This is a genomic window from Brevundimonas sp. (assembly GCF_035627475.1).
Lineage (GTDB): Bacteria > Pseudomonadota > Alphaproteobacteria > Caulobacterales > Caulobacteraceae > Brevundimonas.
On the sequence record NZ_DASPLR010000027.1, the window covers coordinates 56,435 to 82,057 of the forward strand.

25 protein-coding genes are annotated in these 25,623 nt (G+C 70.1%); 13 read left to right on the top strand and 12 right to left on the bottom strand.

Annotated features, from left to right (window positions below; translation table 11 throughout):
* The first annotated feature begins 13 nt into the window (after positions 1 to 13).
* Together VEA62_RS06890 and VEA62_RS06895 are read left to right on the top strand one after the other, a co-directional pair.
* Positions 14 to 217, top strand: coding sequence for a DUF1192 domain-containing protein (locus VEA62_RS06890; protein WP_324819938.1), 204 nt, complete (start codon positions 14 to 16; stop codon positions 215 to 217).
* Positions 218 to 317: 100 nt separating this feature from the next.
* The gene (locus VEA62_RS06895) at positions 318 to 836 is read left to right on the top strand and encodes a DUF1465 family protein (protein ID WP_324820117.1); all 519 of its coding nucleotides are present in this window, start codon (positions 318 to 320) and stop codon (positions 834 to 836) included.
* Between the two features lie 3 nt (positions 837 to 839).
* On the opposite strand, the gene VEA62_RS06900 is transcribed toward VEA62_RS06895, so the two are convergent.
* Both VEA62_RS06900 and rpmE read right to left on the bottom strand, forming a co-directional pair.
* Complete coding sequence (locus VEA62_RS06900) at positions 840 to 2,399, bottom strand: L,D-transpeptidase family protein (protein ID WP_324819940.1); 1,560 nt, start codon at positions 2,397 to 2,399, stop codon at positions 840 to 842.
* 164 nt (positions 2,400 to 2,563) lie between these two features.
* Entirely contained in the window at positions 2,564 to 2,788 is a 225-nt protein-coding gene (gene rpmE, locus VEA62_RS06905; protein ID WP_168047618.1) for a 50S ribosomal protein L31, read from the bottom strand.
* Between the two features lie 147 nt (positions 2,789 to 2,935).
* Here rpmE and VEA62_RS06910 point away from each other — a divergent pair, with 147 nt between their 5' ends.
* The 3 genes from VEA62_RS06910 to VEA62_RS06920 all read left to right on the top strand — a co-directional run bounded on the left by VEA62_RS06910 (position 2,936) and on the right by VEA62_RS06920 (position 6,200).
* Positions 2,936 to 4,786, top strand: a complete 1,851-nt coding sequence (locus VEA62_RS06910; RefSeq protein WP_324819943.1) for an ABC transporter transmembrane domain-containing protein — start codon at positions 2,936 to 2,938, stop codon at positions 4,784 to 4,786.
* A 757-nt stretch (positions 4,787 to 5,543) separates the two neighbouring features.
* The gene (locus VEA62_RS06915) at positions 5,544 to 5,732 is read left to right on the top strand and encodes a hypothetical protein (RefSeq protein ID WP_324819945.1); all 189 of its coding nucleotides are present in this window, start codon (positions 5,544 to 5,546) and stop codon (positions 5,730 to 5,732) included.
* A gap of 12 nt (positions 5,733 to 5,744) precedes the next feature.
* Entirely contained in the window at positions 5,745 to 6,200 is a 456-nt protein-coding gene (locus VEA62_RS06920; RefSeq protein WP_324819947.1) for a hypothetical protein, read from the top strand.
* Between the two features lie 68 nt (positions 6,201 to 6,268).
* On the opposite strand, the gene VEA62_RS06925 is transcribed toward VEA62_RS06920, so the two are convergent.
* Positions 6,269 to 7,312 (bottom strand): 2OG-Fe(II) oxygenase, encoded by a 1,044-nt coding sequence (locus tag VEA62_RS06925; protein WP_324819949.1) that lies wholly within the window; start codon positions 7,310 to 7,312, stop codon positions 6,269 to 6,271.
* Between the two features lie 46 nt (positions 7,313 to 7,358).
* Positions 7,359 to 7,934 carry a superoxide dismutase family protein gene (locus tag VEA62_RS06930; protein WP_324819951.1) on the bottom strand — a complete coding sequence of 192 codons (576 nt, stop codon included), beginning with the start codon at positions 7,932 to 7,934 and terminating at the stop codon, positions 7,359 to 7,361.
* A gap of 125 nt (positions 7,935 to 8,059) precedes the next feature.
* Here VEA62_RS06930 and gyrA point away from each other — a divergent pair, with 125 nt between their 5' ends.
* From gyrA to VEA62_RS06955, 5 genes are read left to right on the top strand one after another with little or no spacing between them, the layout of a single operon-like run.
* Complete coding sequence (gene gyrA, locus VEA62_RS06935; protein WP_324819953.1) at positions 8,060 to 10,822, top strand: DNA gyrase subunit A; 2,763 nt, start codon at positions 8,060 to 8,062, stop codon at positions 10,820 to 10,822.
* A 3-nt stretch (positions 10,823 to 10,825) separates the two neighbouring features.
* Positions 10,826 to 11,632, top strand: coding sequence for an aminotransferase class IV (locus VEA62_RS06940; protein WP_324819955.1), 807 nt, complete (start codon positions 10,826 to 10,828; stop codon positions 11,630 to 11,632).
* Between the two features lie 49 nt (positions 11,633 to 11,681).
* Positions 11,682 to 12,164, top strand: a complete 483-nt coding sequence (coaD, locus tag VEA62_RS06945; protein ID WP_324819957.1) for a pantetheine-phosphate adenylyltransferase — start codon at positions 11,682 to 11,684, stop codon at positions 12,162 to 12,164.
* Positions 12,165 to 12,171: 7 nt separating this feature from the next.
* Complete coding sequence (locus tag VEA62_RS06950; protein ID WP_324819959.1) at positions 12,172 to 13,011, top strand: peptidylprolyl isomerase; 840 nt, start codon at positions 12,172 to 12,174, stop codon at positions 13,009 to 13,011.
* 32 nt (positions 13,012 to 13,043) lie between these two features.
* The gene (locus VEA62_RS06955) at positions 13,044 to 13,934 is read left to right on the top strand and encodes a peptidylprolyl isomerase (protein WP_324819961.1); all 891 of its coding nucleotides are present in this window, start codon (positions 13,044 to 13,046) and stop codon (positions 13,932 to 13,934) included.
* Positions 13,935 to 13,939: 5 nt separating this feature from the next.
* On the opposite strand, the gene VEA62_RS06960 is transcribed toward VEA62_RS06955, so the two are convergent.
* Positions 13,940 to 15,052, bottom strand: coding sequence for a Ppx/GppA phosphatase family protein (locus VEA62_RS06960; protein WP_324819963.1), 1,113 nt, complete (start codon positions 15,050 to 15,052; stop codon positions 13,940 to 13,942).
* 146 nt (positions 15,053 to 15,198) lie between these two features.
* Here VEA62_RS06960 and hspQ point away from each other — a divergent pair, with 146 nt between their 5' ends.
* Both hspQ and phhA read left to right on the top strand, forming a co-directional pair.
* Positions 15,199 to 15,513, top strand: a complete 315-nt coding sequence (gene hspQ, locus VEA62_RS06965) for a heat shock protein HspQ (RefSeq protein WP_324819965.1) — start codon at positions 15,199 to 15,201, stop codon at positions 15,511 to 15,513.
* A gap of 100 nt (positions 15,514 to 15,613) precedes the next feature.
* Positions 15,614 to 16,489 (top strand): phenylalanine 4-monooxygenase, encoded by an 876-nt coding sequence (gene phhA, locus VEA62_RS06970; protein ID WP_324819967.1) that lies wholly within the window; start codon positions 15,614 to 15,616, stop codon positions 16,487 to 16,489.
* Here phhA and VEA62_RS06975 read toward each other — a convergent pair.
* Positions 16,456 to 17,697 (bottom strand): acyltransferase family protein, encoded by a 1,242-nt coding sequence (locus VEA62_RS06975; protein ID WP_324819969.1) that lies wholly within the window; start codon positions 17,695 to 17,697, stop codon positions 16,456 to 16,458. The genes phhA and VEA62_RS06975 overlap by 34 nt on opposite strands.
* Positions 17,698 to 17,807: 110 nt before the next feature.
* Between VEA62_RS06975 and VEA62_RS06980 the strand changes: the two genes are divergently transcribed.
* Positions 17,808 to 18,650 carry a LytTR family DNA-binding domain-containing protein gene (locus tag VEA62_RS06980; RefSeq protein ID WP_324819970.1) on the top strand — a complete coding sequence of 281 codons (843 nt, stop codon included), beginning with the start codon at positions 17,808 to 17,810 and terminating at the stop codon, positions 18,648 to 18,650.
* Here the strand turns inward: VEA62_RS06980 and VEA62_RS06985 are convergent, their stop codons facing one another.
* The 6 genes from VEA62_RS06985 to VEA62_RS07010 are packed head-to-tail and all read right to left on the bottom strand — an operon-like array spanning position 18,651 to position 25,533.
* The gene (locus tag VEA62_RS06985) at positions 18,651 to 19,928 is read right to left on the bottom strand and encodes an MFS transporter (protein WP_324819972.1); all 1,278 of its coding nucleotides are present in this window, start codon (positions 19,926 to 19,928) and stop codon (positions 18,651 to 18,653) included.
* A 28-nt stretch (positions 19,929 to 19,956) separates the two neighbouring features.
* Entirely contained in the window at positions 19,957 to 20,496 is a 540-nt protein-coding gene (locus VEA62_RS06990) for a GNAT family N-acetyltransferase (RefSeq protein ID WP_324819974.1), read from the bottom strand.
* A 1-nt stretch (position 20,497) separates the two neighbouring features.
* Positions 20,498 to 21,838, bottom strand: a complete 1,341-nt coding sequence (gene astB / locus VEA62_RS06995) for an N-succinylarginine dihydrolase (RefSeq protein WP_324819976.1) — start codon at positions 21,836 to 21,838, stop codon at positions 20,498 to 20,500.
* A complete protein-coding gene (gene astD, locus VEA62_RS07000; protein ID WP_324819978.1) occupies positions 21,835 to 23,253 on the bottom strand; it encodes a succinylglutamate-semialdehyde dehydrogenase in 1,419 nt (472 codons plus the stop codon). The genes astB and astD overlap by 4 nt, the downstream gene beginning before the upstream one ends.
* Positions 23,254 to 23,270: 17 nt before the next feature.
* Positions 23,271 to 24,278, bottom strand: coding sequence for an arginine N-succinyltransferase (locus VEA62_RS07005; protein ID WP_324819980.1), 1,008 nt, complete (start codon positions 24,276 to 24,278; stop codon positions 23,271 to 23,273).
* Between the two features lie 4 nt (positions 24,279 to 24,282).
* Entirely contained in the window at positions 24,283 to 25,533 is a 1,251-nt protein-coding gene (locus tag VEA62_RS07010) for a hydrolase (RefSeq protein ID WP_324819981.1), read from the bottom strand.
* Between the last annotated feature and the right edge of the window lie 90 nt (positions 25,534 to 25,623).

The following is a 25,623-nucleotide window of genomic DNA, read 5'->3' on the forward strand; positions in this document are numbered from 1 at the left end:
GAAGGAGGCGGCGATGTTCGAGGACCTGGAGCCCCGTCCGGCGCGGGGAGCGCCCCTGATCTCCCTGACGCGCGAGGATCTGGACGGCTATTCGGTCGAGGACCTCAAGGAACGCATCGCCGGGCTGGAGGCCGAGATCGCGCGCTCGAAGGCCGCCATCGAGGGCAAGTCGTCGCAGCGCAACGCCGCCGACGCCATGTTCAACTTCCGCTCCTGAATCAGCCTGTTGGCATAGCCGTTGCAGACGGCACAGGCGCCGCGCGAAACCGTGCCGGTCGTGATACGGATGCGCCTGTCCTATGAGTCTGACCGAGTTGATGCCCAGCGACGACCTGATCAATCCGACGCCCGCCGGCCGCAACCGCGCAGCCGTGGTGGACGACTTCGCCCGGTCGGAGCTGTTCGACCGCACATTCCGGGAGGGAATGGAGCTGGTCGAGGAGACCGCCGCCTATCTGGACGGCGACGGGCGGCGGGAATCCAAACTGCTGTCGCGGGCCACGGCGCTGGCCTACGCCGGCGAGAGCATGAAGCTGACCACGCGGCTGATGCAGATCGCCTCGTGGCTGCTGGTCCAGCGCGCGGTGCGCGAGGGGGACATGACGGCCGTCGCGGCCTGCGATGCCCGCTACCGCCTGGCCGAGCGCAAGATCGAGGCCGAACCGACCCACCCCGAACTGCCCATCGCCCTGATCGAATATGTGGTCCGGGCCGAGAAGCTGTACGACCGGGTGCTGCACCTCGACCGGCGCATGTATCTGGACGGGCCGGAGGAAGAGGCGGTCAATCCGGTGCAGAGCCAGCTGGACCGGCTGGCGGCGGCGTTCCGGCAGTAGCCCCTACGGCCCGACGTCGTTGGCGACGTTGCGGCCGTCGTCGACCGGCTTGGGCAGGCTGACGGCGATGCCGAGGGCCTCGGCCAGCTTGTCGTCGCGGCCATAGACGTCCTCGCGGAAGGCGACGCGGCCCTGACCGTCGACGAAGGCGGTCCAGTACAGCAGGCGGACGGTGATCTCGCGGCCGGTCTGGATCCGCTTGGTCTCGCGGGTGTCCTGGGCCTCGTCGAACTGGGCCAGCAGCATGGGATCCGGGGACAGCAGCAGGCGGGCGAACTCGACGGCGCCCTGGACCCGGACGCAGCCGTGGCTGCGCTGACGCATGGACAGGTTGAAGGCGGCCTTGGACGGGGTGTCGTGCAGGAAGATGGCGTAGCTGTCGCGCAGCTCGAACTTCACGTAGCCGAGGGCGGCGGTCGGGCCGGCGCGCTGGATGACCTGGCCGTTCGAAATGTACATGTTCTGGCTGGCCAGATAGCCCGGGCCCCTGGGCAGGATCTCGTTGCGGGCGATCGAGGCCGGCACATACCAGGGCGGGTTGGCCACGACGGAGGCGAACTGCTTCTCAAGGCTGGGCGTCTGGTTCGTGGGCGAGCCGCAGACGACGCGGTTCGAGTGAACCGGCTTGCCGTCCTTCCAGTAGACCATGATGGCGGCGGCGGTGTTGACCTCGATCCGTTCGGGGGCGAGGTCGCGCTTCAGCCAGCGCCGACGCTCGAGGTTGAGGGCGATCTGGCGCGCCCGGTCCTCGGCCGAGGCGGACAGCGAGCGCTGGGTGCCGGCGCCGATGCGGCCGTCGGAGCCCAGCCCGTGCCGGACCTGGAAGCCCTTCACGGCCTCGACGAGCTCGGGCCCGTAGAACGTGCCCATCGACGCCAGGCGGTCGCCGTCGGCCGCCGACAGGTCGCCTTCGGCGACGAGGCGCTGGATCAGGACGGGGATGCGGGGGTCGCTGGTTTCCGGCTCGATGGTGGGACCGGCCTGGAAGGTCGGCCAGCCGCGGCCGTCGCGGATCATGCGGCGATAGCGGACATAGCCGGCCGACAGGTTGGAATAGCCGATGTCGGTCGGGGCCAGCCCCTCGAACCAGTCCACCAGCCGGCTCTGGGCCAGGGCGTCGTTCAGCCCGATGGGCAGGTCGACGCGGTTCTTCTGCATCTCCCAAAGGTCTTCGACGGTTTCCGGCCGCACCCGGCCTTCGGCGAGCACCCTGGCGTAACCCAGGGCGGCGGCGGTGGTGCGCATCTCGGCCGCGGCGGGAACCGCCTCCAGGGCGTCGAAATCGAAGAAGTCCACAGACGACAGGCCGTGGCGCTCGGCGCGGATCGCCGCGCTGCGAAGAGCGTCCAGGCGGGCTTCGCTCCACACCGGCCGCCAGCCGTTCAGCTCGTAGAAGGCGCGGACGTCCGGCTGGATGGTCGCGGGCAGACGGGCGAGCTGGTCGTTGAAGCTGTCGTAGAAGGCGATCGACGCCGGATCGCGGGTCTGCGCCCTGGCGGCGACCCCGCTTGCCGACGCGATGGCCGCCGCCGCCGCGCCCAGACCCAGTTGCCGTCGATTCATCACTGCTGCTCTTCGCCCGATTCCACGCAGGACCCTGCGTTCACGCCCCGGTGGCCCAACGCGGGCATGTTATCGGCGTTCCGGGCAAACAGAAAGGCGTCGGTCCCGGACCGACGCCTTCGTGATCGTCTTGACGGGAGGGTGTGGCCGCAAAGCCAGACCGCCTACTTCTTGATGAAGCCGCCGAACTTGTTGTTGAAGCGCGAGACGCGGCCGCCGCGGTCCATCAGCTGCTGGTTGCCGCCGGTCCAGGCCGGGTGGGTCAGCGGGTCGATGTCGAGGTTCAGGACGGCGCCTTCCTTCTGATAGGTGGAGCGCGTCTGGTAGGTCGTACCATCCGTCATCGTCACGGTGATGAAGTGGTAGTCGGGGTGCGTATCGGCCTTCATGGGTCGTTGTCCGGTCTCTGCGCGGTGACGATGCCGACCGTCGGTGCGCGAAAATGAGAAACCCGCCGACATCCCTTGGGAGGTTTGGCGGCGGGAATGAGCGGCGGCGTTTACACCGGGGGCCGTTCCGGGGCAAGAGGCGCGGCCATGACCGATACGACCGCCCCCGCACCCGACGCCGCCGACCTTCGCGGACGGCCCGGCGCCGGCGCGCTGCTGATCGAGCAGATGGGCGAGGCGGGTCAGCGGCGGGCGAAAAAGCGCGACATCCGCCCGCTGGGCCGGCTCCTGCCCTACGCCCTGCGCCACAAGGGCCACATGGCCATGGCGGGGGTCTGGCTGATCCTGTCCACCACCGCCTCGCTGGCCCTGACGGTGACCGCCCGGGGCGCGATCGACAACGGCTTCGAGAACGGCGGGGCGCAGCTGAACCTGTGGTTCATGGTGTTGGCCGCCAACGCCCTGTTTCTCGGCGTGGCGACGGCGGTGCGCTATTTCTTCGTCACCAAGACCGGCGAGCGGGTCATCGCCGACGTCCGCAAGGGTCTGTTCGACCGCATCCTGACGCTGGATCCGGCCTTCTACGCCCGGATGCGGACCGGCGAGGTGCTGTCGCGCCTGACCACCGACATCGCCCTGGTCGAGACCCTGCTGACGACCTCGGTCTCCTATGCCCTGCGCAACGCCCTGACGCTGGTCGGGGGGACGGTGCTGCTGTTCGTGGTCAGTCCCAAGCTGACCGGGCTGGTGATGCTGGTCGTGCCGCTGCTGCTGGGACCGCTGTTCCTGTTCGGCCGCCAGGTGCGCAAACTGACCGTGGCCTCGCAGGACCGGTTCGCCAGCGCCGTGGGCTTCGCGGGCGAGAGCGTCGACGCCATCGAGACGGTGCAGGCCTTCGGCCGCGAGAAGAGCGCCATCGACCGCTTCGGCGAGGCGGTCGAGGCGGCGTTCGGGGTGTCTCTGGTCCGCATCCGGGCCCGGGCCCTGATGACCGCCATGATCATCGTGGTGATGTTCGGCGGCGTGACCCTGGTGCTGTGGCTGGGCGCCCAGGACGTGATCGCGGGCCGGATGAGCCCGGGGGCCCTGCTGCAGTTCGTGCTGCTGTCGGTGTTCGCGGCGGGCGCCGTGGGCGCGCTGGGCGAGAGCTGGGGCGACGTGCAGAAGGCCGCCGGGGCCATGGAGCGGATCGACGAGCTGATGCGCAGCACGCCGTCGATCGCCGCGCCCGCCGCGCCACGCCCCCTGCCGGAGCCGCCGGTCGGCGAGGTGTCGATGTCGGCGGTGCGCTTCAGCTATCCGGGCCGGCCCGACCTGCCGGCGCTGAAGGGCTTCTCCCTGACGGTGCGGCCGGGCGAGACGGTGGCCCTGGTGGGCCCCTCGGGGGCGGGCAAGAGCACCGTCTTCCGCCTGCTGCTGCGCTTCTACGATCCGCAGTCCGGCGTGGTCTCGGTGGACGGCGTCGACGTGCGCGAGGCCGATCCGGTGGCGGTGCGCGGCCGTTTCGCCTGGGTCTCGCAGGAGGCCCCGCTGTTCTCGGGTTCCGCCAGCGAAAACATCCGCTTCGGCCGGGAATCCGCCACGATGGACGAGGTGCGGACGGCCGCCGAGGAGGCCCAGGCCCTGGCCTTCATCGAGGCCCTGCCCGAGGGCTTCGACACGCCGCTGGGCGAGCGGGGCAAGAGCCTGTCGGGCGGCCAGCGCCAGCGCATGGCCATCGCCCGCGCCCTGGTCCGCGACGCCCCGATCCTGCTGCTGGATGAGGCCACCTCGGCGCTGGACGCCGAGAACGAGCGGCTGGTGCAGGCGGCGCTGGATCAGGCGATGGAGACCCGCACCACGATCGTCATCGCGCACCGCCTCGCCACCGTCCTGCGCGCCGACCGCATCGTGGTGATGGACGACGGCCAGGTGGTGGAGGAGGGGACCCACGCGGCCCTGATGGCGCGCGGCGGCCTCTACGCCCGGCTGGCGGAGCTGCAATTCCGGGCGGACTGACCCTGTCGCTGAAAAATAGCGAAACCCTGTCATCCCGACACATTCGGGCAGCCGATCCTGGGGCGGAACGACGCTTGATGGTGTTGTCAAAGACCTGTCCCGCGCAGTGTAGGTCGGCGGTGCGTCAGGATCGGTCGTAGAGCTTGATCGCCCGGCGGCGCGGGCGGTGCGATGCGCGGCGCGAGCCGTGCGAAGCCTGCGGGCGCGCAGCCGCCCGCGCCCTTCACCCCTTGGTCCTGCTGTAAGTGGCCGCGCCTCGTGAGGATGCGACGCACCGGATGGCAGGTTTCGGCGCCAATTGGCAGGGATGGCAGGTATCGGGAATCCACCCAGGAGAGCGAGAAAAGATCCAGCGGTCCGAACCGCCGCCGTTCGCGGCTGTCGCCCACCGCGAAGAAGCGCTGCTGAATTCGTAGCCTAGGCAGCACGGCGTCGAGCCGGCACTCTCAGACCGGCTGCCCGGTCCCAACCCTCTGGTCGACGCCTTGTACCTCGCCCGAAAGCCTTCGATCCGGTGTCCATTTGGGCGTAGGGTGCTGTCTCGGCCATTGACCTTCGGAGGTTGTATGACAGACCCGACCAATCTCGGCGAAATCGTCATCACGGGGCAGCGTGCTCGCGGACCGATGGACGGCCTCGCGTAGCCATACCCCCTACTGGCTGCGGAGGAGCGACGGTCGTCGGATTCGTCCATAGCCATCCGGGGCTAGGGACGGGAGTACCCTCGGATGGCGACTTCAACACCGCGCAGTGGCATGTGGATTACAACGGCGCGCCCGAGAATATCGGCATCTACGTGGTCGCGCAGTATTACGATGCGCAGACCAATACCTATCAGTACGTCGTGTCGAGAGCGGAACTGGCGGACCGGGACGCCGCAAATGCGGGCGAACTTGAGCCTGAGTGGGTCGATCCGGATGCCCAACCTTGTCCTGCTGGCGGGTGAGGAGGACGAGAAATGCTTCGTGTCACTGTCGCTGCCTTCGTCGCCTCCCTGGCATGGTTCAGCCCGGTCTACGCGGAGTCCTGGGTGTCCGCCGGCCGGGAAAACGGCAAGCATGTCGCCATCAATCTTGAAGGCGTGCCTGATGAAAGAGCAGGTCCGTTCCGGGCGACCCTGGCTCTGATACCCGCAGCGTGGCCGGCCAACGGCCATGCCTATGAGCTCCTCATCGCGGAATTCGACTGCACCGCACGCTCAAGAACCGTTTGGACCCGCATCGAGTACGGCGGTCGCCATGACCCCCGGCGGAACGTCGTTTCCACTCCGGTCGCGGTCACCGCCGCTGATAGCGAGGCCGTCGCGCTGCAACTCGGGATCGTGTGTTCGCAAGAGCGCTCCGCGACCCTGCCGAAGTACGGCTGGCTGGACCCGCTTTTTCGATCACTGGGGCTCCCACACGCCTCCCGCTGAACGGCGACGAGGCGCAGTGTGGCTCACGTTGCTGATACACACCGACCGAGCAGGTCTCGGCTGGAGCGTCACGCCGTCAGCGCCGGGTCGAGGAATTTCAGATTCTCCTCGCGGATCTTCGCCGCCGCCTCGTCGTAGAGGAACGGCAGGAAGGCGAAGCGCTCGCCGCGGGTCACCGGCGTCGCCTCGTGCAGGACCGAGCAGGAGAAGACGCAGGCCCCGCCCGGCGGCGGCCGGTAGGTGCGCGAGCCGAACTCCGGGAATCTCAGATCGCCGCCATCGTAGTCCGCGTTGAGGTTGATCGACACGGCGAAACGCCGGTGCGCCGTGCCCTTGGTGGTGTTGTCGCGGTGGGGGCGGAAGAAGCCGCCGGTTTCGGCGTCGTAGCGCGCGACCAGATAGCGTTCGATCCGGGTCGGTCTGAAATTGAACGCCTTTTCGATCTGCGGCAGCAGGCGGCGGGTCAGGCGGGCCACGACCTGCTTCTGCAGCAGGTCGTCCTCGACGATGACGTCCGAGCGCCGCTTGTGCTGGGGGTCGGTCATCAGGGTGGTGACGCCGTCGACCTCGCGCATGAAGCCGGACGGCGTGCCGCCGGTCTCGCGATAGAGGGCGATCAGTCGCTCGCAGAAGGCCGGCTCGAAGATGCGCGGGGTGACCAGCACCGGGGCCGTGGCCGCGAAGCCGCCGTGCTCGGCCGGCGGCGGCAGGGTCGGTATGCGGTCGACCAGGGGGGCGAGGTGGTCCGGGCCCACGGCGGCCATGACGTGCATGGCGGGATCGATCAGGAACCAGCGCTCGGCGTCGCGGGCGTCATAGAGGTCGGCGACCGCGCCCTCGGGGTCGAACAGGAAGCGCAGGCCGGGCACGGCGTCCTGGCGGGCCTTGCGCGCCTTGTCCTTGCCGACGACGACGATGAAGGCGCTGGCGTGGAGGTCGTTGAAGGCGGCGCGGCTGCGCTCGATCATGGCGGCGGCGGCCGCGACGGCCGGACCGGCCTTGACGAAGGCGAGCAGCAGATAACGGCCCGCCGCCGTGTCGAAGACATAGCGGGGATTGTTCACGCCCTCGGTGGCGAAGGTCGGGGCCGGATCACCGTAAAGAAGCGCCATGCGGGCACGATGCCCGGCATGACGCCGTCATATCAAGCCCGCTCGCCTAACCGGCGGCCATGACTCCGCAGACCACCCGGTCGCCGGCGCCGCCGATCGGCTGGCTGGCGTGGTCGTCCATGTTGGCGTGGATCACCAGGGCGGAGCCGTCGGCGTCCCACAGCCACTGGCCCGGACCGTCGCGGGCGATGCGGGCGCTGGTGGTGAAGATCTCGGCGCGGACGCGGCCCTGGGCGTCGGCGAAGACGTTGGGCAGGTCGCCGTCGTCGGGCCCGCCGGGGTTCAGCAACCCGTGCGGGGCCTTCGGCTCCCCGTGGTTGATGTGGCCGCCCGCGGAGGTGAAGGGGGCGGCGCACTGGCCGGTGGCGTGGATGTGGGCGCCGTGCCAGCCGGGGGTCAGACCCTCGGCTTCGATGCGGATCAGCAGGCCGGTCGGACCCTGGGTCAGTATGGCCCGGCCGACGTTGCGGCCTTGGGCGTTCACCAGCGTCGCCTCGCCGAAATCGCCCACCGCGGCCCGCTCCGGACGATCGGAGTAGTCGTTGTCGGTGACGCTGACGCAGGCGCCCAGGGCGGCCACGAGGGGCAGGGCGGCGAGGGCGGCGAGGCGGGAGGCGCGCATGGTTCAAAATCCCTGTGTAGAGGGGGCTTCGATCAGCGGCTTCGCTTTGCCACCACAGCCCCCGGATGCTAGAAAACCCGTTAGCGGATCACGTTCCGATTCCGGCCATTTAAAGCCCGATTTCCTTGACCGACGACAGCTATACCAACGCCCTGCCCCCTTCGGGCGCAGGCGGCGATATCTCCACCATCACGATCGAGGACGAACTGCGCCGTTCGTATCTCGACTACGCCATGAGCGTGATCGTGTCGCGCGCCCTGCCGGACGCGAGGGACGGGCTGAAGCCCGTGCACCGCCGCATCCTGTATTCGATGCACGACCTGAAGATGACGCCGGACCGGCCCTATTCCAAATGCGCCCGCGTGGTCGGCGACGTGCTGGGCCGCTTCCACCCGCACGGCGACGCCTCGGTCTATATGGCGCTGGTGCGCATGGCGCAGCCGTTCTCGATGGGGCTGATGCTGGTCGACGGCCAGGGCAATTTCGGCTCGGTCGACGGCGATATGCCGGCCTCGATGCGATACACGGAGGCCCGGATGGCCCCGGCCGCCTCGGCCCTGCTGACCGACATCGACAAGGACACGGTCGATTTCCAGCCGAACTACGACGAGAAGGAGCTGGAGCCCGTCGTCCTGCCGGCGCGGCTGCCGAACCTGCTGGTCAACGGCGCGGGCGGCATCGCCGTCGGCATGGCCACCAACATCCCGCCGCATAACCTCGGCGAGATCATCGACGCCTGCGTGGCGCTGCTGGACGACCCCCGGATCGGCGACGACGCCCTGCTGGACATCGTGCCGGGGCCGGACTTCCCCACCGGCGGCGAGATCATGGGGCGGACCGCGCCCCGCAACGCCCTGCGCGAAGGCCGCGGCTCGGTCATCGTGCGCGGCAAGGCCTCGATCGAGACGATCCGCAAGGACCGCGAGGCCATCGTGGTCACCGAACTGCCCTTCCAGGTCAACAAGCAGACCCTGATCGAGCGGATCGTCGAAATGGTCCGCGAGAAGCGGATCGAGGGCATCTCCGACGTCCGCGACGAGTCCGACCGCGACGGCATGCGCATGGTCATCGAGCTGAAGCGCGACGCGTCGGGCGACGTGGTGCTGAACCAGCTGTGGCGCTTCACGGCGATGCAGAGCTCGTTCGGCGTCAACATGCTGGCGCTGAATCACGGCCGGCCCGAGCAGATGGGCCTGCGCCAGCTGCTGGAAGCCTTCCTCGAGTTCCGCGAGGAGGTCGTGGTCCGGCGCATCAAGTTCGAACTGGCCAAGGCCCGCGACCGCGGCCACGTGCTGGTCGGCCTCGCCGTGGCCGTGGCCAATATCGACGAGGTGATCCACATCATCCGCTCCTCGGCCGATCCGACCGAGGCGCGCGAGCGGCTGCAGGGCAAGAGCTGGCCGGTGGGCGACATGATCGCCCTGGTCGAGCTGATCGCCGACCCGCGCTCGATGCTGATCGACGGCGACAAGCTGAACCTGACCGACGAGCAGGCGCGCGCCATCCTGGCCCTGACGCTGAGCCGCCTGACAGGCCTCGGCCGGGACGACATCTTCGGCGAGGCGCGCAGCCTGGCGGACACCATCCAGGGCCATCTGACCCTGCTGAGCGACCGCGCCAACATCCTGGCGGTGATCCGCGAGGACCTGCTGAAGGTGAAGGACGAGTTCGCCGTGCCGCGGCGGACCCTGATCGGCGACGGCGATTTCGAGCTGGAAGACGAGGACCTGATCCCGCGCGAGGACATGGTCGTGACCGTGACCCACGGCGGCTACGTCAAGCGCGTGCCGCTGAACGCCTACCGGACCCAGCACCGCGGCGGCAAGGGCCGCTCGGGCGTGTCGATGAAGGACGAGGACGCCGTGGTCGGCGTGTTCTCGGCCTCGACCCACACGCCGGTGCTGTTCTTCGCCACCAACGGCAAGGCCTACAAGCTGAAGACCTGGCGGCTGCCGCTGGGCAACCAGCAATCGCGCGGCAAGGCCTTCGTGAACCTGCTGCCGATCGAGCCGGGCGACAGCATCATGAACGTGCTGCCGCTGCCGGAGGACGAGGCGGACTGGGGCAATTACGACATCATGTTCGCCACCCGCTCGGGCGACGTGCGCCGCAACCGGCTGAGCGACTTCGCCACCGTCAACCGGGCCGGCAAGATCGCCATGAAGCTGGAGGAGGGCGACCGGATGGTCGGGGTGGCCCTGTGCACCGCCGAGGACGACGTCATGCTGACGACGGCCCTGGGCCGGGCGATCCGCTTCAAGGCCGACGACGTGCGGGTGTTCAAGGGCCGGGACTCCACCGGGGTCCGGGGCGTGCGCCTGCAGAAGGACGACGAGGTCATCTCCATGGCCGTGCTGGGCCGGGTCGACGCGACGCCGGAAGAGCGGGCCGCCTATGTCAAACACGCCAACGCCATGCGCCGCGCCGCCGGCGACGAGGACGATGCGCCGGTCGAGGCCGACGACGAGGCCGTCGCGGACACGGCCCTTTCGGTCGAGCGGATCGCCGAACTGGGCGCGGCGGAGCAGTTCATCCTGACCGTCACCGAGACCGGCTTCGGCAAGCGCTCCTCGGCCTATGAGTACCGCCGCACCGGACGGGGCGGGCAGGGGCTGACGGCGCACGGCCTCGGCGGCCGCGCCGGCACGCGTCTGGCGGCGTCCTTCCCGGTCGAGGAGGGCGACGACCTGCTGCTGGTCACCTCGGGCGGGCAGATGATCCGCACGCCGGTCGGCCAGGTCCGCATCGTCGGCCGCGCCAGCCAGGGCGTGACCATCTTCCGCACGGCGGAGGGCGAACGGGTCGTGTCGGTGGAGCGCCTGCCGGACTCCGGGGGCGACGAGGGGACGGACCAGGACGGAGCGGAGGGCGAAGGCGGCGACGCCTGATCCATGACCGCCGATCAGGGCCTGCTGGTGGACGGAGAGCCCGTTTCAGAGGGCGATCTGACCTGTCTGGCGCTGGCGAATTACGGCGCCTACACCTCGTTCCGCGTCGAGGGCGGCGGCGTCCGCGGGCTGGATCTGCATCTGGCCCGGCTGGAGACCTCGGCGGTGGAGCTGTTCGGCGAGGCCGTGGGCGAGGACCGGCTGCGCGATCTGATGCGCCTGGCGGCGGCGGGGCGGGGCGACTGCTGGCTGCGCGTGAGTCTGTTCTCCCCCGAAGTCTGGCCGCGCACGCCCGGCTGGACGGGCCGGCCGAAGGTGATGATCGGCGTCTTTCCGCCGCCGCCGCCGTTGGCCGACAGCGGCCTGCGACTACAGGCCCAGACCTATGTCCGGGAGGCGGCCCACCTGAAGCACACCGCCAATTTCGGCCTGATCCGCGCCCGGAGGCTGGCCCGGGCGGCCGGCTTCGACGACGCCCTGTTCGCCGACGGGAGCGGGCGGATTTCGGAAGGCAGCCTGTGGAACATCGGCTTCGTCAGCGGCGGCGAGGTGATCTGGCCCGAGGCGCCGATGCTGGTCGGAGTCACCCTGACCCTGCTGCAACGTGGTCTCGAAGCCCGCGGCATGCCGAGCCGGGTCCAGCCGGTCCGGCTTGAGGATCTGCCCGGTTTCGACGGGGCCTTCATCTGCAACAGCGCCACGCCCGCCTGTGCGGTGGCGTCGATAGACGGCCTCGCCTTCGATCCGGCGGGCGCCCCGCTGGAGACCTTGCGGGCCATATGGGCATCACAGCCCTGTCAGCCGATCTAGGCCGCCCGTTTCGCACCTGCTAGACCACCCGGAAGGCGGGGAGGAACGCATGCGCATCGGCCTGTACCCAGGCACATTCGATCCCGTCACCAACGGGCATATGGACATCATCGGGCGGGCCGTGAAGCTGGTCGACCGGCTGGTCATCGGCGTGGCGCGCAACGACGACAAGGGCCCGCTGTTCACCACCGACGAGCGGGTGGTCATGGTCCGGGCCGAGGTCGCCCACCTGGGCGCCAAGGTCGAGGTGCGGCCGTTCGACAGCCTGCTGATGCATTTCGCCGAATCGCTGGACGCGAACATCATCGTGCGCGGCCTGCGCGCCGTGGCGGACTTCGAATACGAGTTCCAGATGACGGCGATGAACCAGCGCCTCAATGCCGACATCGAGACGGTTTTCCTGATGGCCGACCCGCGGCACCAGGCCATCGCCTCGCGGCTGGTCAAGGAGATCGCCCGGCTGGACGGCGCGATCGACAGTTTCGTCAGCCCCACCGTCGCCGCGGCGGTGCGGGCCAAGGTCAAGGGATAGTCACGAGTTGAAGTTCGTCACCGCCGCCGCGCTATCGCTTTCGCTGCTGGCCGCCGCGCCCGCGCTGTCCCAGACCGCGCCGGCGGACTGGCGCACCATCGCGCCCGAGAACCTGCTGGTCATCGACACCGCCAAGGGCCGGATCCTCGTCGAGCTGGAGCCGCGCATGGCGCCCCGGTCGGTGGAGCGCGTCCGCACCCTGGCGGACCAGGGCTTCTATGACGGCCTGAAATTCCATCGGGTCATCCCGGACTTCATGGCCCAGACCGGCGACCCCATGGGGACCGGCCAGGGCGGCAGCGACCTGCCCGATCTGGCCGGCGAGTTCGAGTTCCGGCGCGGACGCGACGCCGGCTTCCTGACGGTGACGGCGACGCCCCAGGGGCAGCTGGGCCTGATCGGCTCCGTGCCGGTGATCACCCAGCCCGACGCCCAGATGATGGTCACCGCCGACTTCAAGGCGGGCGCGCAGGGGCTGTTCTGCCCCGGCGTCGCAGGCATGGCCCGCGCCAACACACCCGACAGCGCCAACAGCCAGTTCTTTCTGATGACCGGTTCCCAGGACGACCTGAACGGCCGCTATACGCCGTTCGGCCGTGTCGTGGCCGGCATGGACGTGGTCCGCGCGCTCAAGGCGGGCTCCGAGGCGCTGAACGGACAGGTCGCCGATCCCGACGTGATGACCCGCGCGCGAACCGCCGCGGCCCTCCCCGAGCGCGAGCGTCCGACCGTGCGCGTGGCCACCGGCGCTCACTTGCGGGCCGAGGTCGAGCGGGTCCGGGCCAGCCGCGGCGCGGCCTTCACCATTTGCGATGTGCAGCCGCCGGCCGAGGTCGTCGGGGGCTGAGTCTGCTGTCCAGGATTTCCGGGGAGGCCGCCATGAAGTCGATATCCGCCGCGCTGTTCGCCACAGCCCTGCTGGCCACGCCCGCCATGGCGCAGGACGCGGCGGTTCCGCCGCCGCCGCCGGCCCCGACGCCGGAGACCACGATCGCCGCAACGGAGTGGCGGGCCGTGCCGGCCGAGAACCTGCTGGTCATCGACACGACCCGGGGGCGCATCCTGGTCGAGCTGATGCCGGAGGTCGCCCCGCTTCATGTCGAGCGGATCAAGCTGCTGGCCCGGCGCGGCTTCTACGACAACATCGCCTGGCATCGGGTGATCGACGCCTTCATGGCCCAGACCGGCGATCCGCTGGGCAACGGCGAGGGCCAGAGCCCCTATCCGGACCTGAAGGCCGAATTCACCTTCCGCCGCGACCCGACCATGCCGTTCGCCCCGGCGGCCGAACCCGCCGGCGCCCGCGTCGGCTTCCTGCATTCCCTGCCCGTGCAGACCCAGCCGGATGCGGTGTTCGCCACCAGCGGCGACGGCAAGGTGCACGGCTGGGGGCTGTATTGCCCCGGCGTCGCCGGCATGGCCCGGGACGAGGGCAACGACACCGCCAACAGCCAGTTCTTCATCATGCGGCAGGCCTATCCGGCGCTGGACAAGCGCTACAGCATCTGGGGCATGACGGTGGGCGGTCTCGACGTGGTGCGGTCGCTGCAGGTCGGGGACGGCGAGAACGGCATGATGGCCCAGGCCCAGCCGGATCGCATGACCCGGGTGCGGGTCGCGTCCGACATTCCCGAGGCCGAGCGCCCGGTCGTCCAGATGCTGGCGACCGACTCGCCGCGCTTCCGGGCCATCGTGGACGAGACGCGCGCGGCGCGCGGCGCCGACTTCTCGGTCTGCGACGTGACCCTGCCGGTGCAGGTCGCGAACTAGGGGCGTCAGCGCCGGCGGCGGCGCCGTCTCGGCCGGCGATCCTCACGCATCCTTTGCAGCAGCAGGCCCTCGCGCAGGCCGCGGTCGGCGACCCGGACGCGTTCCGAGGGCCAGGCGCGCTGGACCGCCTCCATGATCGCCGCGCCGGCCAGGACCAGATCGGCGCGGTCCGGCCCGATGCAGGATTCAGCGGCGCGTCCGTCCGGGCCCAGAGCGATCAGGCGTTCCGCGGCCCGTTCGCAGTCAGCCCGCGTCATCCAGAGGCCGTCGACAAGGTTGCGCTGGTAGCGCCGCAGGCCGAGATGGATGCCGGCGAGGCTGGTGATGGCCCCCGAGGTGCCGACGAGATGGGCGCGGCCCGCCGCGAAGACCTCGTGCAGGGCGGGATCGATCGGCGCCCGGGACAGGGCCTCGCCCATGTCGGCCACCATGGCCTCGTACCAGAGGCCCAGCGATCCCGCCGCCTTGCTGTCCGGTTCGGGGTGGCGTTCCGCCAAGGTGACCACGCCGATCGGGGCGGACATCCAGCCCTCCAGCACGAAGGCGCCGCCGGCCCGCTTGAGCCAGCTGAGTTCGGTCGAGCCGCCGCCGACGTCGACGACCAGCACCGCCTCGGCGGTGTCGTCGAACAGGTTCAGACAGCCTTCGACCGAGAGCCGGGCCTCCTCGACCGGGTCGATGATGCGCAGCTTGAGTCCGGTCCCTTTGCGGACCCGCTCGATGAAGGCGGCGCCGTTGTCGGCCTGCCGGCAGGCCTGGGTAGCGACGGCCATGAGGCGGGTCGGCTCGACGCCCTTCTTCGCCACCCGCTCGCCACAGAGGACCAGCGCCTCATACGCCCGCTCCATCGCCGCCTCGTCGAGCCGGCCGGTGCGTGACAGGCCCTCGCCAAGGCGGACGATGCGACTGAAGGAATCGACCACGCGGAAGCCGTCGCGCGCCGGGCGCGCGATCAGCAGCCGGCAGTTGTTGGTCCCCAGATCGAGCGCCCCGTAGAGGGGCGAATCGCGACCTGAAGCGCCTGGTCCGTCGGCGGCGCCGCCTCGGGCGCGCTGACCGCCGGACCCGGAACGCTGGGACCGCTGGACGCCCCCGGGGGCGTCGTCGGTCTCCGGCATGGGCCGAACTTTCAAGGTGGGCGGTCCGAAGCGGCGCCCGTCCCGATCAACCTAGCCCCGACGCCGCGCCGACGCCAAGGACGCTGACGCGAAAATGAACGAGGCCAGCGGCATGCGGCTCAGGTTGCGGAGCGCACTCTGGCGCCATGACAGACGAAATCATCGCCAAATTCGGCCTGGGCCAGATCGTCCGCCACCGCGAGGCCGCCTTCCGCGGCGTGGTGATCGACGTCGATCCGGTGTTCGCGGGCAAGGCCGGCGACACCGGCGGCATCTCGCCTGACCAGCCCTTTTATCAGGTGCTGGCGCTGGGGGCGGAAGGAGGCTTTGTCGCCTATGCCCCGGAGGACGCGCTGGAACACGACCCGGAACTGACGGCCGTGACCCGGGAAGCCGAGGCGAGGTGGTTCACCGTCGACCGCAACGGTCGGCACGCCCCGAAGGCGCACGCCATCCACTGAAGCTCCGCCGCGTGGGGGAGCGCGTTGTGCTGGCGTGGCGGCCGGCGCGGTTCTAGATTGGGCGGAGGGACCGCCAGAGTCCGAGGAGCAGGAGCGCCCCATGTCCGATTTCGAACACGTCTTCGAAGCGCCGCCCGAGGGGGCCGCGGCGGACTGGACCATCCCGCAGAACTGGCCCGCCTACACCGAGGTCGAGCACTCGACCTGGGACACGCTGTACGCTCGCCAGATGAAGATCCTGCCCGGCCGGGCCGCCGACGTCTTCCTGAAGGGGCTGACGGCGCTGGACCTCAACACCGGCGGCATTCCCGACTTCGAGACTATGAACCCCAAGCTGCAGGCCCTGACCGGCTGGACCGTCGTCTGCGTGCCCGGATTGGTGCCGGACGAGGTGTTCTTCGACCATCTGGCCAACCGGCGCTTCCCGTCCGGCCAATTCATCCGCAAGCCGGACCAGCTCGACTATCTGCAGGAGCCGGACATCTTCCATGACGTCTTCGGCCATGTGCCGATGCTGACCGATCCCGACTTCGCCGCCTATATGGAGGCCTACGGCAAGGGCGGGCAGCGGGCGGCCTCGCTGGGCGTGCTGCAGAACCTCGCCCGGCTGTACTGGTACACCGTCGAGTTCGGCCTGATGCAGGACGCGGAAGGGCTGCGCATCTACGGGGCCGGCATCGTATCGTCGGCGACGGAGAGCGTGTTCGCGCTGGAGGACCCGTCGCCGAACCGGCTGGGCTTCGACCTCGAGCGGGTAATGCGGACCCTGTACCGGATCGACGACTTCCAGCAGGTCTATTTCGTCATCGACAGCATCGACCAGCTGAAGCGTGACACCCTGCAGGACTTCGGGCCGATCTACGAGCGGCTGAAGGGCGCCGGGGACATCGCCATCGACGCCATCCTGCCTACGGACCGGGTCTTCACCCGCGGCACCCAAGCCTATGCGGCCCGGGGCGGACGCTTCGCGGCCTGAGGCCGGACGCCCAGCAGCAGGCCGAACCAGCCCAGTCGTCGCGCTGCCTCATAGACGAGGAAGCAGGCGCCGGAGGTCGCGGCGACGACCAGCGCGGCCTCGGCGCCGAGCGGCAGGTTCAGCGGCATCAGATACCAGGCGGCGACGATGATCGCTGTCTGGTGCACGATGTAGAACGGAAAGACTCCGACGCTCAGGTAGCGCAGCACCGGGCCGCCGCGGTTCAGGTAACGCGCGCCGTAGCCGAGGATGGCGGCGATCCAGGTCCACTGGTCCGCGGCATAGACCAGCCGCATGACCATGCGCAGGGCTTCGGGGGGGACGGCGTCGTCGGCGCGCCAGATCCAGGCGTAGGTCGCCCAGCCGGCCCAGCTCAGCACCGCCAGGATCAAGGCCGGCCGGCGCATGCGCACGAAGCCGGTCTTCAGGGTCTCCGACCGGGCGATCAGGAAGCCGAACAGATAGACGCTGAACGACAGGGCGTGATTGTACCAGTCGTCGGTCAGGGCATGGGTGACCTCGAACAGCGGGGCGAGGGTGAAGCGCAGCACGGCGAACCAGAGGACGGGCCAGACCAGCAGGCCCCATCCGGACAGGAGACGCTCGAGGCCTCGCTCGCCCGCCTTGAGCAGGCCGCCGGCGATACCGACCATCAGGGCGACGATCAGGCCGTAGGGCAGCAGGTAGGCGACGAACCACAGGTGGTTCCATGTCGGCGTGGTCAGGCAGCCCGTGTCATCGCACCAGTGCCCGGAGGCGGTCGCGTACTTCACCCAGAAGTCCTGCAGATAGCTGGAATGGGCCGGGTCGGCGACGCCGAGGCCCTGCAGCGCCTGGAGGATCTGGAAATAGCTTTGCGGCGGCACGATCACGAACATGCCGAACAGCAGGGGCGGCAGCAGCCGGATCACCCGCGAACCCGCCAGCCGCCATCCGGCGTGGCCGCCCTTGGCAGCGAAGCCGTCGACCATGAACCGGGTCGCGGCCCCCGAGACGAGGAACAGGAGGGTCAGCCGCCACGGGTTGGTCAGCATCATCAGGGGCTGGAGCGCCTCGACGATGCGCGGGCTCTTCACGTGGAAGTCCCAGGACACGTAGAGCATGCCGACGTGATACAGAATCAGCAGGCTGAAGGCGCCGACCCGGATCCAGTCGAGGTCGTATCGGCGGACGGACGGCGAGGGGTCGGGGAGCAGGGCGGACGACATGGCGGCTTTCCATGAGCGATGAACGGTCCGCCGGCGTCCCATCCGGGGCGGGCGCGCGGCAACCGTCACGGGACAGGCGGGGCGGTCGGCGGGACGTCGCCGCCGGCGCTGTGACGAGCGGCGCGAACCGCGGGACGGGCGGCTGGATCCGGTCTGCCCTCGATGGCCGGGACCTGCGCACCGCCTGGCTGTTCGTCGTGCCGGTGACCATGGTCGTGGTCGTCGTGAACGCCCTGACCAATCTGAGCGACATTCCAGACATCGCCACCTGGGAGCCCTGGGTCTGGGAGATCAGCAGCGCATTGACGATCTGGATCGCGATGCTGCTGCCGTGGCTGGCGACCGCCGCCTCGCCGCCGGACGACGTCGTCGCCGAGGGCTGGCGGCCCAGGGCCCGGTTCGTGCTGATCCACCTGGCCGCGCTGCTGGCCTTCTCGGCCGTGCATGTCGTCGGCTTCGTGGCGCTGCGCCGGGTCGCCTACGACCTCCTGGGCGCCGGGCCCTACGAGTTCGGCGACCGGTTCATCTACGAGCTGCGCAAGGATCTGATCAGCTACGGGACCTATGTCGCGGTCTTCTGGCTGATCGGCCACCTGCGGCGTCGCCGGGAGGAACCGGTGCGCCCGGTCAGTTTCGACATCCGCGACGGGGGCCGCATCCTGCGCGTGCCTCTGGGCGAGATCGTCGCCGTGTCGTCGGCAGGCAACTATGTGGAGTTCTGGCTGGCCGACGGCCGCCGCCCGCTGATGCGCGCCACCCTTGCGGCGATCGAGGTCGAGCTGGAGCGGTTCGGCTTCGTGCGGGCGCACCGGTCGTGGCTGGTCAACGCCGGGGCCGTCACCGGTCTGAGGCCGGACGGCTCCGGCGACTGGACCGTCGAACTCGGTGGAGTCGAGGCGCCGGTCTCGCGCCGCTATCCGCAGGCGCTTGAGCGGCTCAGGTCGCCGGCCTGATCAGTCCGCGTGGACGATCAGACTGTTCCGGCCCGTGTCGCGCATGCGGATATAGGTCAGCAGGGAGACGCCGATCAGGGCCGTGACGTACCAGAAGAAGGCGCTCTCCATGCCCTCGTCCTTGAACCACAGGGCGGCGTATTCGGCGGTGCCGCCGAACAGCGCGTTGGCCACGGCGTAGGGCAGGGCGACGCCCAGGGCCCGGATATGGGCGGGGAACAGCTCGGCCTTCACCACGGCGTTGATGGAGGTGTAGCCGCTGACGATGACCAGGGCCGCCATGGCCAGCAGGAAGGCGAGGAAGGGGCTGTCGACACCGGCCAGGGCGGTCATGATCGGCACGGTGAACAGCACGCCCAGCACCCCGAAGGCGACCATCACCGGGCGGCGCCCGATGCGGTCCGACAGGGCCCCGACCGCAGGCTGGATCAGCATGAAGACGAACAGGGCGGCGGCGCTGATCTCTGTCGCCGTGGCCTTGCTGAAGCCGCTCGTGTTGACGAGGAATTTCTGCAGGTAGGTGGTGTAGGTGTAGAAGGCGACGGTGCCGCCGGCGGTCAGGCCGAGCACCATCAGCGCCTCCTTCGGATGCCGGAGCATCAGCAGCAGGGCGCTGGATTTCGGAGCCTCGCGCGCGTCGGTGGCGATGAAGGCGGCGGTCTCGTCCAGGCGGCGTCTGAGCCAGAACACGATCACCGCCAAGGCCGCGCCGACGAAGAAGGGGATGCGCCAGCCCCAGCTCTCCAGCGCCGCCTCGCTGAGGGTGTTCTGCAGCAGGATGAGCAGCAGCAGGGCCAACAGCTGACCCGAGATCAGGGTGACGTACTGGAAGCTGGACCAGAAGCCGCGGTGCTTCGCCGTCGCCATCTCGGACAGGTAGGTGGCGGAGGAGCCGTATTCGCCGCCGACGCTGAGGCCCTGCATCATGCGGGCGAGCAGCAACAGGGCCGGGGCGGCGAGGCCGATGGTGGCGTAGCCGGGCGTCACCGCGATGATCAGGGCGCCGGCGCACATCAGGCTGACCGACAGGGTCAGGCCCGCCTTGCGCCCCCTGCGGTCGGAATAGACGCCCATGACCCAGGCCCCGACCGGCCGCATCAGGAAGCCGACCGCGAACACGGCCGCGGCCTTGAGCAGTTCGGCCGTGCTGTCGCCGCTGGGGAAGAAGACCGGGGCGAAATAGACGGTGAAGGCGGCGTAGGCGAACCAGTCGAACCACTCGACCAGATTGCCGGCCGAGCCGCCGATGATGTTGCGCAGGCGCCGGGCGGGCGTCATGGCGGCGTCGGTCCTCCGGATATCCCCCTCAGAGGGCGGCATCATCCAGCCGTTTGCCCATCCTGACCAGCGGCACGGGGGCGCCGCCTCGGTCGTCCTCGAAGCGTTCGATCTCGCGATAGCCGGCGGCGCGGTACAGGGGCTCGCCGCCGAGGGTGGCGACCAGTTCGGCGCGGTCGTAGCCGGCGGCGCGGGCGGCCTCCTCGCACAGGCCGAGGATCATCCGGCCGACGCCCTGTCTGAGAAATTCGGGGGCCGTGTACATGGCGCGGATGCGGGCGGCGTCGACTCCCGGCGTCAGCGGCGCAGGCTGGCGGCCGGGGGTGTGGTCGCCGCCGTATTCGGTGATGCGGGCGCTCCAGCCGCCGCAGCCGGCGAGGACGCCCCCGGCCTCGACGATCAGATAGGTGCGGTCGGCGATGATCTGGCTGTCGATGCCCATCAGCCTGCGGCTGGCCGCGATCTGGTCGGGCGTCAGGAAGTCGGCCAGCGGGCCGGAGATGGCGCGGTCCATGAGGGCGACCAGGGCCGGGATGTCGGCTTCGGTGGCGACCCGGTGGGTGAACATCTCAGACCCGCTGGAAGGGGTAGAAGCTGTCGCCCAGTTCGAGGATCGAGCTCAGCTCGTCGAGCGCGCCGCGGCTCTCGTCCAGCAGGGCGGCGTCCGCCAGATCGGCGGGGGTCAGGGTGTCGCGGTACCAGGTGGCGGCCCAGATCGACAGGCGGGCGTGCAGCTCGTCGGTCATCCGCATGGCGGGGTTGGTCGCGGCCAGTTCCTCTTCCGTCAGGGCGACGCGCAGGCGCAGGCAGGCGGGGCCGCCGCCGTTGCGCATCGACTGGCGCACGTCGACATATTCGACCCGGCCGATCGGGCCGTTGGAGGCGGCGAGGGCCTCGGCGACCGCATGGCTGCGGGCGTTGTCGCGGGTCTCGGTCGGGCAGATCAGGGTCAGGCGATCCTCGCCGGGGATCCGAACCAGCATGGAGTTGAACAGGTAGCTGGAGATGGCGTCGGAGAGCGGCAGGTCGGCGGCGGAGACCTGAACGAAGATCGGCTCGAACCGGTCGCTGGCGGCGGCGCGGATGGCGTCCAGCGTCCGGGCCGTGTGCTCAAAGGCCAGCTCGTGGAAGAACAGGGTCTGCAGCGCCCCGACGCAGACCACATCGTTGTGGAAGGTGCCGCCCGCGATGGCGGCGGCGGACTGGCGCGCCAGCACCACGCCCGCGGCGCCGTGGCGGCGGGCGATGGCTTCTGAGGCCTCGCGGGTCTGGCGAGCCGGGTACTGGCCCTGCCAGTGCTCCCAGGCCTCGCGGCCCCAGACCAGCAGGTTGACACCGGCCTCGCCGTGGTCGGCGCACAGGCGGACATGATTGGCCGCGCCCTCGTCGGCGAGGTGGGCGACGGAGGGCAGGGCGTCATGCACCGCGAACCGGGCCGGGTCGGGGAAGAGGGCGTCGAGCGACCGCTTCGTCTGGGCGTGCTCCAGCGAGCGGTGCAGGTTGGTGACCAGATTGGCCGGGGTGAAGTGGACGCGGCCGTCGGCGCTGTCGGCGGAGGGCGTCACCGTGGCGGCGTTGGCGGCCCACATGGGCGAGGCCGAACAGGCGGCGGCGGCGAAGCTGGGCGCGTCCTTCCAGGCCCGCTCCAGCACCTGCGCGTCGGAGCCGGTGAAGCCGAGCGAGCGCAAGAAGGGAATGTGGGGCCGCTCGTGCGGCGGCAGGACGAACTGGGGCAGGCCGAGGTCGGCCAGCCGCTTCATCTTGTCGAGTCCCTGCAGCACGGCCGCGCGCGGGTTCGACGCCTCGCCCCTGTTGAGGCTGGAGGCCAGATTGCCCGGGGACAGGCCCGCATAGGAATGGGTCGGCCCGATCAGGCCGTCGGCGTTGGCTTCGACGGCGGGCGAGCTCACGCCCGCAATCCCTTGATCTCGCTTTCGATATTCTTGACCGCTTCGGCCTCGAAACTGGCCACCGGATAGGCGCAGTAGTCGGCGGCGTAGTAGGCGGACGGCCGGTGATTGCCGCTGGCGCCGAGGCCGCCGAAGGGCATGTCGCCCGCGGCGCCGGTGGTCGGGCGGTTGAAGTTGACCACCCCGGCGCGGATGCGGCGGATGAAGCGGTCCCAGTTCGCCGGCTCGTCGCTGACCAGTCCGGCGGACAGGCCGTACCGGGTGGCGTTGGCCTCGGCGATGGCGGCGTCGAAGCTGGCGACGCGGGTGACGGACAGGAAGGGGGCGAACATCTCCTCGTCAGGGACGTCGACGCCGGTGACGTCGATGATGGCCGGTTTGACAAAGGCGCCCGGCAGGTTGCCGACCGGGCCGGAGGCGCGGATGACCTTGGCGCCCAGGTCGATGCGGTCCTGCAGCGCCTTCAGCGCGGCCTCGGCCGCCTTCACCGAGATCAGCGGCCCGGCGTAGGGCTCCGGCGTCGAATTCCATGGGGCGAGGATCAGGCGATCAACCATTGATTCCACCGCCGCCACGATGGCGTCGCCCTGCGGGCCTTCGGGCACGATCAGGCGGCGGGCGCAGGAGCAGCGCTGGCCGGTGGTGACGAAGGCGGACTGGACCACGATCCCGGCCACGGCCTCCGCGTCGGCGGCGTCCCACACCACGAGCGGATTGTTGCCGCCCAGCTCGAGGGCGAGGATCACATGCGGATCGTCGGCGAATTTGCGCCGGAAATGCGCGCCGGCCGCGCCGGAGCCGGTGAACATCAGCGCATCGATGCCGCTGTCGAGCAGGGCCGCGCCCGTGTCGCGTCCACCCTGGACGACGTTGACGACGCCCGTCGGCAGGTCGGCCGCGGCGAACGCGTCGGCCATCAGCTGACCGGTGAGGGGCGCCTCTTCGGACGGTTTGAAGACCACGGTGTCGCCGGCCAGCAGGGCGGGGACGATGTGGCCGTTGGGCAGGTGGCCGGGGAAGTTGAACGGACCGAGCACCGCCGCCACGCCGTGCGGGCGATGGCGCAGGGTGGCGTGGCCGAAGGCGGTGCCGGCGGAGCGCTCTCCCGTGCGTTCGTCATAGGCGCGGATCGAGATGTCGACCTTGCCCTGCATTGCGGCCAGTTCGGTGGTCGTCTCCCATAGCGCCTTGCCGGTCTCGCGGCTGATCGCCTCGGCCATCTGCGGCGCGCGCTCCTTGAGCACGGCCTGATAGCGCTTCACCGCATCGATGCGGTCCTGACGCGGGCGGTCGGCCCAGTCCGGAAAGGCCGCGCGGGCGCGGTCGACGGCGGCCTGGACCTCGGCGGGCGTGGCGGCGGCGCCCTCCCAGACGGTTTCGCCGGTGGCGGGATCGATGGATCGGAACGTGCTCATGGGGTCCAGATGGGGGCTCACATCTTCACCCGCACGGTTTCGCCGGAGCGCACCTTGAGGGCTTCCGCAGTCTCGCGGTTGAGGGTCACGGTGTCGCCCTCGACCGCCGCCCGCTGGCGGACAGCCCGGAAGGCGGCCACGCTGTCGGTGGAGATCAGCGCCGGCAGTTCGGCCTCGACCTCGTCGGCGATGCGGGCGGTCAGGCGGCGCGCGTCGCGGACGGTGCGGATATTGTCGCGGTCGCAGCAGACGGTCGGGCCGGCGTCGAAGATGTCGACCAGACCGTTGGGGCGGAAGCCTTCGCTCTCCAGCAGGGCCATGGCCGGCACGCCCTGCGGATGGACCTTGCCGATGACGGCGCGGGCCGGCTCGGGCAGCAGCTCGACATAGATCGGATGGCGCGGCGACAGGTCGAGGATGAACTGTTTGTCGGTCGAGCCCGTCATGCGGTCAGCGTCGTCGAACTCCATCGGGAAGAATTTATGCGCCACATGGTCCCAGAACGGGCAGGCGCCGTCGGGGGTGAACACGCCGCGCAGCTCGGCCAGCACCGACTCGGCGAACAGTTCCGGCTGGGCGCCGATCAGCATGTAGCGCGACTGGCTGAGCAGGCGGCCCGCGCCACCCTTGCGCCGGTCGGCCTTGAGAAACAGCGAGCCGACCTCGGTCCAGCCGGTGCATTCGTTGACCAGCACCAGGGTCTGATGGTCCAGCTTGACCCCGAGCGAGGGCGATGACTGGGTGTTGTTGACCAGCCGGAACGAGAAGAACGGGCGGTGCAGGCCGACGGCCGCCTTGACCGAGCCGACGCCGTCGACGTCGCCCGTATCCGACTCCTCCAGCATCAGGGTGTACCAGCAGTCCTGCGGGGCCAGCTTGCCGGAGAAGCTGTCGCGGCTCAGTTCCAGCCTTTCCGCCAACTGGTCGGGATCCTCCGGCAGGCTGGTGAAGCCGGGGCCGCTGAGGATGGCCAGTTCCAGCAGGTGGTCGAGGTCGGCGGGGCCGGCGGGGCGGACGACGAGCATGGGGTTACATCGTCTCCAGACGCAGGGACTTCAGTTTGAGGGCGTCGATCTCGCCCGAGGCGATCTTGCACAGGATCAGGGCGCTGAGCTGCGCGCGATCGACGAAGCTGGCGGGCCAGGCGAACTCCTGGTCCGAATGGATGTCGCCGCCCAGCACGCCCAGGGTGTCGATATTGGGCAGGCCGGCGGCGTGCAGGTTGTTGCCCTCGCAGACGCCGCCCGAGGGCTTCCAGGCGATGGTCTGGCCCAGCAGGGCGCCCGCCTCGCGCACGGCGTCGAAGAGGGCGGTCTGGCTGGCGTCCATCGGCTTGGGCGGACGGGTCATGCCGCCGTGCAGGTCCAGCGTAAGGCCGGGGAAGGGCGGTTCGGCGGCAATCCCGCGCACCGCCGTCTCGATCCACGCCGCCGCCGCGGTGTCGGGGACCCGGACATTGAAACGGACCACGGCGTTGTCGGCGACCACGTTCAGCGGACCTCCGCCGGCGATCTTCGCCACATTGACGGTGACGCCGTCGCGCTGGCCGTTCAGCGCGTGCAGGCGGGCCGCGAGGATGGCGGCGCCCGCCACGGCGTTGGCCCCCTCGTCGAAGGCGCGTCCCGCGTGGGCCGCCTTGCCGGTGACGATCAGGTGGTAGTTGCCGCTGCCCTTGCGTGCGCCCGCCAGGGACCCGTCCGGCATGGCCGGCTCATAGGTCATGCCGACATGGCCGCGCGCGCCCAGTTCGGCGAGCAGGGGGGCGGAGGCCGGGGAACCGATCTCCTCGTCCGGCGACAGCAGCACGGTCCAGCCGACGCGCGCCTTGTCGGGGTGGGTCTCGAACGCCTCCAGCGCCGCCAGCATGACGCTGATCCCGCCCTTCATGTCCGCGATCCCCGGCCCGTTCAGGGCGCCGTCGCGCCGGGTGGCCACGGTCTGGAAGACGCTGTCGGCCGGAAAGACCGTGTCGTAGTGGCCGGTCAGGACGACCTGCACCGGCGCGCCGGGCCGCATGCGGATCCTCAGGGCGTCGGCGTGGGCCTCGGTCCCGACCCGGCCATCGTCGCCGACGCTGGTCGAGCCGGCGGTGGGCAGGCGGGCGACCTCGGCGGCGAGCGGCGCGGCGGCGGTCTCGAGCAGGTCGAGCATCCGCTCCAGGCCGGCGGCGTTGCGGCTGCCCGAATTGACGTTCGCCCAGTCGACCGCCCGACCGACGATGGCCGCCTCGCGCGCCGCGACATGGTCGAGCACGGTCTGGTCGTGGGGGAGAATCCGCATCGGCCGGACCCTAGCGGCGCCGGCGGCAAAGGTGAAGGCGAGGCGGAGATGGCGCTGTCCCCGGGGTCCGGCTAGGTTGCGCAACCACAC